We start from the raw sequence: 12,256 nt of genomic DNA on the forward strand, positions 1-12,256 counted from the left end.
CCTTGCAATTGCCGTCTATCCTTGGGGGTGTGACGGCCAAAGCCATCTGAATTACCTATTTTTTATTATTGAATCCTTAAAGGAGTGCGGCACATGTCAAAAGGGCATTCGCTACAAGACCCTTACTTGAATACTTTACGTAAAGAGAAAGTTGGGGTTTCCATCTATCTGGTCAACGGTATCAAACTGCAAGGCACGATCGAGTCGTTCGACCAGTTCGTGATCCTGCTGAAAAACACCGTGAGCCAAATGGTTTACAAACACGCTATCTCGACAGTAGTGCCGGTTCGTCCAATTCGTCTGCCTAGCGCAACCGAATCCGAAGCAGGTGACGCTGAGCCAGGTAACGCCTGATAGGAGTCTCCTTTGTTCTTTGAGCGCCACGGTGGTGGTGAACGAGTCATCCTCGTTCACTTGGATGGACAGGACCCTGAGGCGCGCGAAGATCCGCAGGAGTTTCAGGAATTGGCTAATTCGGCCGGCGCCGAGACCGTTGCGTTTTTTAACGTGCCGCGTCATCGGCCAACCGCCAAATACCTGATCGGCAGCGGCAAGGTCGAGGAACTGCGCGACCTGGTCAAGGCTGAAGAAGCTGATCTGGTGATTTTCAATCACATCCTCACGCCGAGTCAGGAACGTAACCTCGAACGTGTTTTCGAGTGTCGCGTGATCGACCGTACCGGCCTGATTCTCGATATTTTCGCCCAGCGCGCCCGTACCCATGAAGGCAAGCTCCAGGTCGAACTGGCTCAGCTTGACCACATGAGCACCCGCCTGGTTCGCGGCTGGACTCACCTTGAGCGTCAGGGTGGCGGCATCGGTATGCGCGGCCCAGGTGAAACCCAGCTGGAAACCGACCGCCGTTTGCTGCGGGTTCGCCTGCGTCAGATCAAGGGGCGGCTGGAGAAGGTGCGCAGCCAGCGCGAGCAATCGCGACGTGGTCGTTCCCGTGCCGATATTCCGACCGTGTCTCTGGTGGGATATACCAACGCCGGTAAGTCCACGCTCTTCAACAACGTGACGAAATCCGATGTCTACGCGGCCGACCAATTGTTCGCCACGCTGGACCCGACCCTGCGTCGTCTGGAACTGGACGATCTGGGGCCGATTGTTCTGGCAGACACGGTGGGCTTCATTCGTCACTTGCCGCACAAGCTGGTCGAGGCATTTCGGTCTACCCTCGAAGAGTCGAGCAATTCCGATCTGTTGTTGCACGTGATCGATGCGGCCGAACCGGATCGCATGTTGCAGATCGAGCAGGTGATGGTGGTACTGGGCGAGATTGGTGCCCAGGACTTGCCGATCCTCGAGGTCTATAACAAACTCGATTTGCTTGAAGGCGTTGAGCCACAAATCCAGCGCGACGAAAACGGCAAGCCCCAGCGGGTCTGGCTGTCGGCGCGAGATGGCAGTGGTCTGGAGTTGCTTGAACAAGCCATTGCCGAATTACTTGGCAGTGATTTGTTTATCGGTACCTTGCGCTTGCCGCAACGATTCGCGCGACTGCGTGCGCAGTTTTTCGAACTCGGTGCGGTGCAGAAAGAAGAGCACGACGAAGAAGGCATCAGTTTGCTGGCCGTTCGTTTGCCCCGTGTCGAGTTGAATCGACTGGTAAGCCGCGAAGGATTGCAGCCGATGGAATTCATCGAGCAACACACTTTGCAATAAAAGCCTGACAAAGCGGTTGTGCCGCAACGGCAGGCATTCTGTAGCATTGGTCGGCGCGCCGTGGGTGCGTCTTTGCTTTATCAGATGGAGAGCGCTATGGCTTGGAATGAGCCGGGTGGCAACTCGAATAATCAGGATCCTTGGGGTGGCAAACGCCGCAATAATGGCGACCGCAAGGGGCCACCGGATCTCGACGAGGCCTTCCGAAAGCTGCAGGAAAGCCTGAACGGGTTGTTCGGTGGTGGTAAGAAACGTGGTGATGACGGCGGTGGTTCGGGCAAGAGCAGTGGCGGCTTCGGCGGTCTGCTCGGCATCGGCCTCGTTGTGCTGGCGGCTGTCTGGCTGTACAGCGCGGTCTACGTGGTCGACGAGCAGGAGCAAGCCGTGGTGCTGCGCTTCGGCAAGTACTACGAGACTGTCGGCCCGGGCCTGAACATCTATTTCCCGCCGATCGATAAAAAGTACATGGAAAACGTCACGCGTGAGCGTGCCTACACCAAGCAGGGCCAGATGCTGACCGAAGACGAGAACATCGTCGAAGTGCCGCTGACCGTGCAGTACAAGATCAGCAACCTGCAGGACTTCGTGCTGAACGTCGATCAGCCGGAAATCAGCCTGCAGCATGCGACCGACAGTGCCCTGCGCCACGTGGTGGGTTCCACCGCCATGGACCAGGTGCTGACCGAAGGTCGTGAATTGATGGCCAGCGAAATCAAGGAGCGTCTGCAACGCTTCCTCGATACCTATCGCACCGGTATCACCGTCACTCAGGTCAACGTACAGAGCGCAGCGGCACCGCGTGAAGTGCAGGAAGCCTTCGATGACGTGATCCGCGCCCGTGAAGACGAGCAGCGTTCGCGCAACCAGGCTGAAACCTACGCCAACGGCGTCGTGCCGGAAGCCCGTGGTCAGGCCCAGCGTATCCTTGAGGATGCCAACGGTTACCGTGACGAGACGGTCTCGCGCGCCAAGGGTGAAGCCGACCGCTTTACCAAACTGGTCGCCGAGTATCGCAAGGCACCTGAGGTGACCCGCCAGCGTCTGTACCTGGACACCATGCAGGAAGTCTTCAGCAACACCAGCAAGGTACTCGTGACCGGCAACAAGAACGGCCAGAGCAACCTGCTTTACCTGCCGTTGGACAAAATGATTCAGAACAGTTCGGGCAGCAATGCACCGGTCACCGGTTCGGCTGCCGCCAGTAACAACACGGACGTCACGCCGCATGTCACTGACCTGCCGCAATCGCGCACAAGGGAGACCCGCTGATGAGCAATAAATCGCTGATCGCCCTTATTGTTGGCGTCGTTGTCGTGCTGGTGGGCTGGAACTGCTTCTACATCGTCGCTCAGACCGAGCGTGCGGTGCTGCTGCAATTCGGTCGTGTGGTTCAGGCGGATGTTCAGCCAGGCCTGCATGTGAAAGTGCCTTACGTTAACCAGGTGCGTAAATTCGACGCACGTCTGATGACGCTGGATGCACCGACACAGCGTTTCCTGACCCTGGAAAAGAAAGCCGTGATGGTCGACGCTTATGCCAAGTGGCGCGTGAAAGATGCCGAGCGCTTCTACACCGCGACTTCCGGTCTGAAGCAAATCGCCGACGAGCGTCTGTCCCGTCGTCTGGAGTCCGGTCTGCGTGACCAGTTCGGTAAGCGCACCCTGCACGAAGTGGTGTCGGGTGAGCGTGATGCACTGATGGCTGACATCACCGCATCGCTGAACAAAATGGCGGAAAAAGAGCTGGGTATCGAAGTGGTCGATGTCCGGGTCAAGACCATCGATCTGCCTAAAGAAGTGAACCGCAGCGTGTTCGAACGTATGAGCACCGAGCGTGAGCGTGAAGCTCGCGAGCACCGCGCCAAGGGTAACGAACTGGCTGAAGGCATCCGTGCTGACGCCGATCGTCAACGCCGCGTGCTGCTGGCTGAAGCCTATCGTGAATCCGAAGAGGTTCGCGGTGACGGTGATGCCCAGGCCGCTGCGATCTACTCCAAGGCCTACGGCCAGGATCAGGAGTTCTACAGTTTCTACCGTAGCCTGCGCGCCTACCGTGAAAGCTTCGCGAACAAATCCGACGTATTGGTCCTCGACCCAAGCAGCGACTTTTTCCACTACCTGGAAAAGGCCAAGCCTTGATGCGCCGTTGACCTGAATCATTCCGCCCGGCGGCTAATACCTCGGGCGGGGTGATCCTTTGGGAAAACGTGTGTATGATGCGGCAGCCGGGAAATTCCCGGCTTTTTTGCGTCTGCACGTTTGATTGCTGTTTTTTGTTGCAGGCATCGGGTTGAATGGCCCGAGAGTATTTCGAGGAAAGTGATGGGCGAAGCCGGTAACAGGCCTTTCGCCGCGTCGTTCATGCGCGTGCGTTTTGAACGGACCGGTCATTTTCTGCTTCACTCAAGGCTCGCCCGCAGGCTGGCCGCCCGGATCAAAGGGGAATGGCGTAATGGCAACGGTAGACCGCTGGCTGCTGCCAGATGGCATCGAAGAAGTACTGCCACCGGAAGCGGCGCGCATTGAAGTCGCGCGTCGTCAGGTGTTGGATCTGTTCCAGAGCTGGGGTTACGAGTTTGTCGTGACTCCCCATATCGAGTACCTGGAATCCCTGCTGACCGGCGCGGGCCAGGACCTGGATCTGCGTACCTTCAAGGTCATCGACCCGCAGTCGGGCCGGCAGATGGGTTTCCGTGCCGACATCACGCCGCAAGTGGCGCGCATCGATGCGCACACCCTGCGTCGCGAAGGCCCGAGCCGTCTGTGCTACGCCGGTAGCGTGCTGCATGCGCAGCCGCGGGCATTGTCGTCCTCGCGCAGCCCGATCCAGTTGGGCGCCGAGTTGTACGGCGACGCCAGCCCGAGCAGCGACGTTGAAGTGATCAGCCTGATGCTGGCCATGCTGCAACTGGCCGACGTGCCGGATGTGCACATGGATCTTGGTCATGTCGGCATCTACCGTGGCCTGGCGCGTGCCGCCGGTCTGTCCGGTGAAGTCGAGCAGCAGTTGTTCGACGCGCTGCAACGCAAAGCCATCGACGAGGTCATTACCTTGACCGAAGGCCTGCCGGCCGACCTGTCCGGCATGCTGCGTGCGCTGGTTGATCTGTGCGGCGGCCGTGAAGTGTTAAGCGCTGCCCGTGAGCGTCTGGCCAATGCGCCGGCGCCGGTTCTGGCAGCACTGGAAGATTTGCTGGCGATCGCTGAGCGTCTGTCGGCGCGCTTCCCGGAGCTGCCGTTGTACTTCGATCTGGGCGAGCTGCGTGGCTACCACTACCACACTGGTGTGGTGTTCGCGGTGTTCGTACCGGGCGTTGGCCAGTCCATCGCTCAGGGCGGTCGTTACGATGACATCGGCGCAGATTTTGGCCGCGCCCGTCCAGCGACAGGCTTCTCCACCGATTTGAAAACCCTGGTGACCCTGGGGCGTGCTGAGATCGAGCTACCGTCTGGCGGTATCTGGATGCCTGACAGTACGGATGCGGCACTCTGGCAGCAGGTTTGCCAGTTGCGCAGTGAGGGTCAGCGTGTCGTTCAGGCGTTGCCTGGACAACCTTTGGCCGCCGCCCGTGATGCGGACTGCGACCGGCAATTGATTCAGCAGAACGGGCTTTGGCAAGTATCGCCACTGGCTTCTTGAGTTTTCCTGCCGGCCATCGCCGGCACCAAGTTTGCGCGAATGAGGACAAGTGTTATGGGTAAGAATGTCGTAGTCCTGGGCACCCAATGGGGTGATGAGGGCAAAGGCAAGATCGTTGATCTGCTGACCGAACATGCTGCAGCCGTAGTGCGCTACCAAGGTGGCCACAACGCTGGCCACACACTGGTGATCGACGGCGAAAAAACCGTCCTGCACCTGATTCCGTCGGGCGTGCTGCGCGAAGGCGTGCAGTGCCTGATCGGCAACGGCGTGGTGGTTGCACCTGACGCCCTGCTGCGCGAGATCACCAAGCTGGAAGAGAAAGGCGTACCGGTGCGCGAGCGCCTGCGTATCAGCCCGTCCTGCCCGCTGATCCTGTCTTTCCACGTGGCGCTGGACCAGGCCCGTGAAAAGGCCCGTGGCGAGTTGAAGATCGGTACCACCGGTCGCGGCATCGGCCCGGCGTACGAAGACAAGGTCGCTCGTCGTGGCCTGCGTGTTGGCGACCTGCTGAACATGCCGCGCTTCGAAGACAAGCTGCGTGAACTGGTGGATTACCACAACTTCATGCTGGTCGGTTACTACAAAGAGCCGGCCATCGAGTTCGAAAAGACCCTGGCCGAGTGCAAGGAATACGCTGAGCTGCTGAAGCCGCTGATGCTCGACGTCACCGCCGAGCTGCACGACCTGCGTCGCGCCGGCAAAGACATCATGTTCGAAGGTGCTCAGGGTTCGTTGCTCGACATCGACCACGGTACCTACCCGTACGTGACTAGCTCCAACACCACCGCTGGTGGCGTGGCGACCGGTTCCGGCGTTGGCCCGATGTTCTTGGATTACATTCTGGGCATCACCAAGGCTTACACCACTCGCGTTGGTTCGGGTCCATTCCCGACTGAGCTGTTCGACGACGTCGGCGCGCATCTGGCCAAACAAGGTCACGAGTTCGGTGCGACCACCGGCCGTGCCCGTCGTTGCGGCTGGTTCGATGCGGTTATCCTGCGTCGCGCGATCGATGTGAACAGCATCTCGGGCATCTGCCTGACCAAGCTGGACGTGCTCGACGGTCTGGAAACCATCAACATCTGCGTTGGCTACAAAGATGCCGAAGGCAATGCTGTTGCGCCGACCGACGCTGACAGCTACGTAGGCCTGCAGCCTGTGTACGAAGAAGTGCCGGGCTGGACCGAATCGACCGTGGGCGCCAAGACCCTGGAAGAGCTGCCAGCTAACGCTCGTGCCTACATCAAACGCGTTGAAGAGCTGATCGGCGCGCCGATCGACATTATTTCGACGGGCCCGGACCGCAACGAAACCATCGTTCTGCGTCATCCGTTTGCTTGATAAGTCGTTGATGTAAAAACACAAAGGCCCCTTCATCGGGGCCTTTGTCGTTTATGCCTGTTGGACGGCATGACCTTTGCTGTGAATCTGTCTACAAGAGTGCCATCAAATTAATGGCGTCAGAAGTAGAGGGATTCACAGTGTCGGCCGTTCTCTCACTGTTACAAAGCCGTTTGTTGCGGCCCGTGTTCGTTACCCTTGGTATCGCCCTTTTGGTGCAGGTGTTGGTGGCGGTTGCCCTGACGCGGAGCACCGTCACCGCGCTGGAAGCTGATTTGGCGGTGCGCTTGGGCGCCGACAGCCAGAAACTCTCCGCTGAGCTGGAGCAGGCCGGGCGTGAAGTCACGTCGAGCCTCGATGCCTTGTCTGCCAGCACCCGCCAGCGGCTGACTGCCGGTCTGTCTTTACGACTGAAAGACGAGCAGGCGCAGTTGCGTGCGACGTTGGAAAAGGATCTAAAGGATTCGGCCAATGACATGGCGCAATTGCTCGCCTCCGTTGCGCCGCGTGCCATGTGGGACAGCGACGTTCCGACCCTGTCCGAGTTCGCCCGTCGCGCCCAGCGCAATCCCAACGTGCTGTTCGTGGTCTACGACGACGCTACCGGCCAGCATTTGACCCGTTATCTTAATCGCGAAAATCCGATCAACAAGGCTTTGCTGGAAAAAGGCCAGGGCGAGCGTGCACTGGATAAAGTGCTGGATGCGGCGAAAAACGATCCGTCGGTTTATTACCTCGAGGCCTCGATCAATCCCAATGGCGTGGAAATCGGCAAGGTGCTGATGGGCGTTTCCACTGCGTCGGTGGAAACCGATCTGGCGGCACTGGACAAGCGCTTCTCCGCGCTGATCGCGAGCAGTGATCAACTGGTCGGCGATAGCCTCAAAGGCGCCGCTGCCGACAGTGCCAAAGCCATGCAGGCGCGTCTGCAATCGGCGCAGTCAACGGCCGTCGAGATGAAAGCCAATACCGCCAATACTGTTCAAGAGGCGGCTGCGACCCTGCGCTGGCGGATCGGCATGGGCCTGGCGTTGGTCGGTTGCGGCGTGTTGCTGTTGCTGGCAGTCGTGCTCGGCCATCGCGTCGTCAATCGCCTGAAGATGCTCAACGCCGCGATGGATGATCTGGCGGCGGGTGAGGGCGACCTGACCAAGCGTGTGCAGATCAACAGCAACGATGAAATTGGCGACATGGCCTCGGCGGTCAATCGCTTTGTGGATAAGTTGCAACCGATCGTGCGTGAGGCGGGTGATGTGGCGCAGCGTACCGGCGTCGAGATTGGTGCGATGACCCTGCGCAATGCCGGTGCAGATGCGGCGGCGGGCATGCAGCGTGATGAAGTGGCGGAGAGTTTGCGCGCACTCTCGCAAATGGCGGATGAAGCGCAATCGGAAAGCCATGCGATGCAAGCGGCGTTGAAGCAGGTTGTGGATATTCGCCAGGCCACTGATGAAAACACCCGCACCTCCGCCAAGGTCGGCAGCCTGATCGAGGCGCTGGCCGGACAAGTCGATACCGGTGCAAAAGTGATCGAGCGACTGGCGCAGCAGAGCGAGCAGATTGAAGTGGTGCTGACGGTAATTCACGGGATCGCCGAGCAGACCAACCTGCTGGCGCTAAACGCTGCCATTGAAGCTGCGCGCGCTGGCGAGACCGGGCGTGGTTTTGCGGTGGTAGCGGACGAAGTTCGGGCGCTGGCCAGCAAGACACAAAGTTCTACCGGCGACATTCAGGCGCATATCGTCGCGTTGCAACAGGGCGCACGTGAGGCGGTCGAGGCAATCGGCCAGGCCGGGCGTCAGGCCAGCGAAGGTTTGCTGGTGTTGCGTGACAGCGCGCGGTTGCAGCAGTCGGTACAAACGTCTGTCGAGCAGGTGCACGCGGCGATTGGTCTGGCAACCCAGGCAGCGGCGCATCAGGCGCAAGGTGCGCAGGCGGTGCGTGGGCGCGTCGAGACGATTCATGCGCAGGCCGAGAAAGCGGCGCAGGCGGTGGTGGAGACCACGGCGAGTGGCAAGGTGCTGGATAGCTTGGCTGCGCAGTTGAAGGCGAGTCTGGGGCAGTTCAGGGCTTGAGGTCGTCTGGGCGGGCCTCTTCGCGAGCAGGCTCGCTCCCACATTAGATCGCGTTTCTCTGATGGAGCTCGGTCAACATGTGGGAGTGAGCCTGCTCGCGATAGCGGTATCAGCGACTCAGATACATTCGAGTCGTCAGTAAATAAACCGGCAACCCCGATACCAAAATCAACAACGCCGCATAAGGCGCCGCCGCCGCAAATTCGACATTCGCGGTATGCGCCCACACTTCGGTCGCCAGCGTATTGAGCCCGGTCGGACTCAACAGCAGCGTCGCCGTCAATTCCTTCATCGCATCCAGAAACACCAGCGCAAACGCCGCGCCCAATGCCGGGAAGATAATCGGCAACGTCACCCGGCAAAACGCGGTGAACGACGAAGCGCCCAGCGTCCGCGCAGCTTCTTCCAGCTGTGGCGCAGCCTTGTTCAGGGCCGTGCGGATCGGCGCCTGCGCCAGTGGCAGAAACAGCAGCGCATAAGCGATCAGCAGCAGCCCCGACGTCTGGTACAGCGCCGGCACGTAATGCAGAGCGAAATACACCAGCGTCAACGCAATCACCAATCCTGGCAGTGCATGCAGCAGATACGGCAAGCGTTCGGCCCAGATCGCCAGTTGGCCTTTGTAGCGCACTACCAGCAATCCGACTGGCACTGCCAGCACCAGGCACAATGCCGCCCCGCCAAGAGAAAGCGCCAAAGACGAGAGCAGGGCTTCAGTAATCGCGGCCACCGGAAAAGCCGCCGACGAACCGACCGCCAGCCAATACGCCAACATCCCCAGCGGAATTCCGCTGCCAACAATCGCCAGCATCAGGCAATACAACTGACCGACCGCTGCCCATGGTCCTAGCCGAACCTGCTCAGCCTGACGCGCCGCGCCTTGCCCGGTGCGCACATGCCGGCCTTTGCCGCGTACGCGCAGTTCCAGCCACAGCAACACCAAGCACAGCGCCAGCAATACGGCCGACAGCATCGCCGCGTTGGCGTTGCTGAATTCCAGTTCGAATTGCTGATAGATCGCTGTGGTGAAGGTTTGCAGGCCGATGATCGACAACGCGCCGAATTCCACCAGCATGTGCAGGGCGATCAGCAACGAACCCGCTAGCAGTGAAGGCCAGAGCAGCGGTAGGGTGACACGGAAAAACACGCCCCAGCGATTCTGCCCAAGGGTGCGGGCCGATTCTTCAAGGGATGGATCAAGATTGCGCAGGGTTGCCGCCACGGGCAGGAAGATCAGTGGATACTTCGACAGGCTCATGACCAGAATCGCCCCGCCAAGGCCTTCGAACTGCGCGCTCAACGACACCCAGGTGAAGCTGCTGACAAACGCCGGCACTGCGAACGGCAGGCACAGAATCACACCCCACAGGCGTCGTCCCGGCAGATTGCTGCGCTCCAGCAGCCAGGCCAGCGACAGACCGATCACGCCGCACGTAAGGGTTACGCCAACCATTAACGCCAAGGTGTTGCGCAGCAGGCCGAACACATATGGGCGCCACAACAAGTGCAGCGCTTCGGCCCAACCGGCCTGCCAGGCTTTGAGCCCGACATAGGCGAGCGGCAACAGACTCAGTATCACCAGCAACAAAACTGGCAATACCAGCCAGATTGAAGGCCGCTTGCGTTTTGGCACGTAACCCCCGCGCGCGGCGGGGGCGGATAACGATGCGGCCATCAGTTCAAGCCAACTTCACGTTCCAGTTCCAAGGCTTCTTCGGCATTGCCCAGATCGGCCGGGGTTACGTTCGGCGCTTCCAGTTCGCTGAACGGCTTGAGCCCGCGATCCGATTCCATGCCTTTGTGCAGCGGGTATTCGGCGGTGGTTTGGGTGATCACGCGCTGGCCTTCTTCGCTGGCCATATAGGCAAGGAATTGCTGGGCTTCTTTTGGATGTTTGCTGGATTTCAGTACGGCAGCACTGGACACGGTAATCAAGCCACCGGCGTCGCCACCGGTGAAGTAATGCAGTTTCGAATCCAGTTTGCCTTTCTCGCGTTGCAGTGCGAACCAGTAGTAGTTGTTCACCAGTACGGTAGCGACTTCGCCGTTTTCCACAGCTTTGAGGGCGACCATGTTGTTGCTGTAGGTCTTGCCGAACGCGCGCAGGCCGGTCAGCCATTCCTCGGCGGCATCGCGACCGTGCATTTTGATGATGGCGACGGCTTGTTCCTGAAAGGCGCCGCTGGTCGGTACGAAACCGACTTTGCCTTGCCACTGTGGGTCGGAGAATTCCATTACCGATTTCGGCAGATCTTTTTCGTCGACCAGTTTCGGGTTGTAGGCGACCACACGAACGCGCGCCGTCACGCCGATCCAGGTGCCGTTGCCAGCCACGTATTTTTCCGGAAGCACGGCCAGCGTGGCGTCATCGGTCTTGGCCAGCAGGCCCAGTTCGCCGAGATTGTTCAGCGGTGGCGATTCTTCGGTGTAGATCACGTCGGCGGGGGAGCGGTCGCCTTCTTCGATGATCTGGCTGGCGAGTTGATTGCTGCTGCCTTTGCGCACGTTGACGTGAATGCCGGTCTTGGCTTCGAAGGCTTTGGCGATCGCGTCGCCGACTTCTTTATGCTGGCCGTTATAGAGAGTCAGGGAAACCGCATCGGCAGCCTGGGTGAGGGGAGTGGCGAGCGCCAGGCCGAGGAGGGTGAAGGTCAGGCCTCGGCGCAGGGTATTTCGAAACATCATTCGCAGGGTTCCTCACTGTCGCATTGCAAAAACTTGCAACAATGATAAACGATATTGTTTCTCAAGTGCGCCTTGCGAGAGGCTGCCAGCTCTGGTACGGCCTCACGTTGAACTGTAGGAGCTGCCGAAGGCTGCGATCTTTTGATCTTGCTTTAAAAACAGGATCAAAGGATCGCAGCCTTCGGCAACTCCTGCAGGGGGGATTCTGGATTTCTGGAAGCCAGAAACGCAAAAACCCGCTTTCGCGGGTTTCTGTGAAATCCAAGGTCGTGACCTTGAATTTGAATTGGTGCCCAGAAGAAGACTCGAACTTCCACGACCGTAAGGTCACCAGCACCTGAAGCTGGCGTGTCTACCAATTTCACCATCTGGGCAATCATCGCTAGCGTTGCCGCTGTTGATGTGGCGCACTATACGGAGTGACTTTTGATCTGTAAACCCCTGATTTAATTTTAATAAATCAGTTTTAAGAAAACATGGGCTTAGAATGCAAAAAACCCGCTTTCGCGGGTTTTGTGTGAGCCTTGAAACTGATCTAGTCTCAAGCTCGAAATTGGTGCCCAGAAGAAGACTCGAACTTCCACGACCGTAAGGTCACCAGCACCTGAAGCTGGCGTGTCTACCAATTTCACCATCTGGGCAGTATCGGCAACGCTTGTGCGTCGTCGATGGCGCGCACTATACGGAGCGTCTTTTTAACTGTAAACCCCTCTCAGCAAAAAATATGATTTTTTTTACCGGCGGTGTGCAAAACGGCTTTCAAGTGACGCTACAGCCCTTGATAAGGGCCTTATAGAGTCGGAAATTTCCCGTTTCATGGCGCCTATGCCAAACTAACCCGCATA

9 protein-coding genes and 2 tRNA genes are annotated in these 12,256 nt (G+C 58.9%); 7 read left to right on the plus strand and 4 right to left on the minus strand.

All coding sequences use genetic code 11. The features are described 5' to 3' along the window. The first annotated feature begins 93 nt into the window (after positions 1-93). The 7 genes from hfq to CKW38_RS18515 all read left to right on the plus strand — a co-directional run bounded on the left by hfq (position 94) and on the right by CKW38_RS18515 (position 8,726). The gene (gene hfq, locus CKW38_RS18485) at positions 94-354 is read left to right on the plus strand and encodes an RNA chaperone Hfq (protein WP_007902656.1); all 261 of its coding nucleotides are present in this window, start codon (positions 94-96) and stop codon (positions 352-354) included. A 12-nt stretch (positions 355-366) separates the two neighbouring features. Further along, positions 367-1,668: a ribosome rescue GTPase HflX gene (gene hflX, locus CKW38_RS18490; RefSeq protein WP_007915827.1), complete on the plus strand. Its 1,302-nt coding sequence runs from the start codon at positions 367-369 to the stop codon at positions 1,666-1,668. A gap of 96 nt (positions 1,669-1,764) precedes the next feature. Next, entirely contained in the window at positions 1,765-2,937 is a 1,173-nt protein-coding gene (gene hflK / locus CKW38_RS18495) for an FtsH protease activity modulator HflK (RefSeq protein WP_007915828.1), read from the plus strand. Continuing rightward, positions 2,937-3,806, plus strand: a complete 870-nt coding sequence (hflC, locus tag CKW38_RS18500) for a protease modulator HflC (protein ID WP_007915830.1) — start codon at positions 2,937-2,939, stop codon at positions 3,804-3,806. The genes hflK and hflC overlap by 1 nt, the downstream gene beginning before the upstream one ends. A 313-nt stretch (positions 3,807-4,119) precedes the next feature. Next, on the plus strand, positions 4,120-5,307 hold the full coding sequence (locus CKW38_RS18505) for an ATP phosphoribosyltransferase regulatory subunit (protein ID WP_007915833.1): 1,188 nt from the start codon (positions 4,120-4,122) through the stop codon (positions 5,305-5,307). Between the two features lie 54 nt (positions 5,308-5,361). Continuing rightward, positions 5,362-6,651, plus strand: coding sequence for an adenylosuccinate synthase (locus CKW38_RS18510; protein ID WP_007915835.1), 1,290 nt, complete (start codon positions 5,362-5,364; stop codon positions 6,649-6,651). A gap of 140 nt (positions 6,652-6,791) precedes the next feature. Further along, positions 6,792-8,726, plus strand: a complete 1,935-nt coding sequence (locus CKW38_RS18515) for a methyl-accepting chemotaxis protein (protein ID WP_095113498.1) — start codon at positions 6,792-6,794, stop codon at positions 8,724-8,726. Between the two features lie 109 nt (positions 8,727-8,835). Here the strand turns inward: CKW38_RS18515 and CKW38_RS18520 are convergent, their stop codons facing one another. The 4 genes from CKW38_RS18520 to CKW38_RS18535 all read right to left on the minus strand — a co-directional run bounded on the left by CKW38_RS18520 (position 8,836) and on the right by CKW38_RS18535 (position 12,052). Then, positions 8,836-10,401 carry an iron ABC transporter permease gene (locus CKW38_RS18520; protein ID WP_095113499.1) on the minus strand — a complete coding sequence of 522 codons (1,566 nt, stop codon included), beginning with the start codon at positions 10,399-10,401 and terminating at the stop codon, positions 8,836-8,838. Then, positions 10,401-11,411 (minus strand): extracellular solute-binding protein, encoded by a 1,011-nt coding sequence (locus CKW38_RS18525; RefSeq protein WP_095113500.1) that lies wholly within the window; start codon positions 11,409-11,411, stop codon positions 10,401-10,403. The genes CKW38_RS18520 and CKW38_RS18525 overlap by 1 nt, the downstream gene beginning before the upstream one ends. 287 nt (positions 11,412-11,698) lie before the next feature. Beyond that, positions 11,699-11,785, minus strand: a tRNA-Leu gene (locus tag CKW38_RS18530). Between the two features lie 180 nt (positions 11,786-11,965). Next, positions 11,966-12,052 (minus strand) — tRNA-Leu (locus CKW38_RS18535). Positions 12,053-12,256: the final 204 nt, after the last annotated feature.

The sequence above is a fragment of the Pseudomonas sp. Irchel 3H7 genome (assembly GCF_900187605.1).
Lineage (GTDB): Bacteria > Pseudomonadota > Gammaproteobacteria > Pseudomonadales > Pseudomonadaceae > Aquipseudomonas.

Excerpts from the sequence above, each read along its gene's own strand:
- hfq (WP_007902656.1), top strand. The coding sequence starts at position 94 with ATGTCAAAAGGGCATTCGCTACAAGACCCTTACTTGAATACTTTACGT.
- CKW38_RS18505 (WP_007915833.1), top strand. The coding sequence starts at position 4,120 with ATGGCAACGGTAGACCGCTGGCTGCTGCCAGATGGCATCGAAGAAGTA.
- CKW38_RS18525 (WP_095113500.1), bottom strand. The coding sequence starts at position 11,411 with ATGATGTTTCGAAATACCCTGCGCCGAGGCCTGACCTTCACCCTCCTC.
- CKW38_RS18520 (WP_095113499.1), bottom strand. The coding sequence starts at position 10,401 with ATGGCCGCATCGTTATCCGCCCCCGCCGCGCGCGGGGGTTACGTGCCA.
- CKW38_RS18510 (WP_007915835.1), top strand. The coding sequence starts at position 5,362 with ATGGGTAAGAATGTCGTAGTCCTGGGCACCCAATGGGGTGATGAGGGC.
- hflC (WP_007915830.1), top strand. The coding sequence starts at position 2,937 with ATGAGCAATAAATCGCTGATCGCCCTTATTGTTGGCGTCGTTGTCGTG.
- hflK (WP_007915828.1), top strand. The coding sequence starts at position 1,765 with ATGGCTTGGAATGAGCCGGGTGGCAACTCGAATAATCAGGATCCTTGG.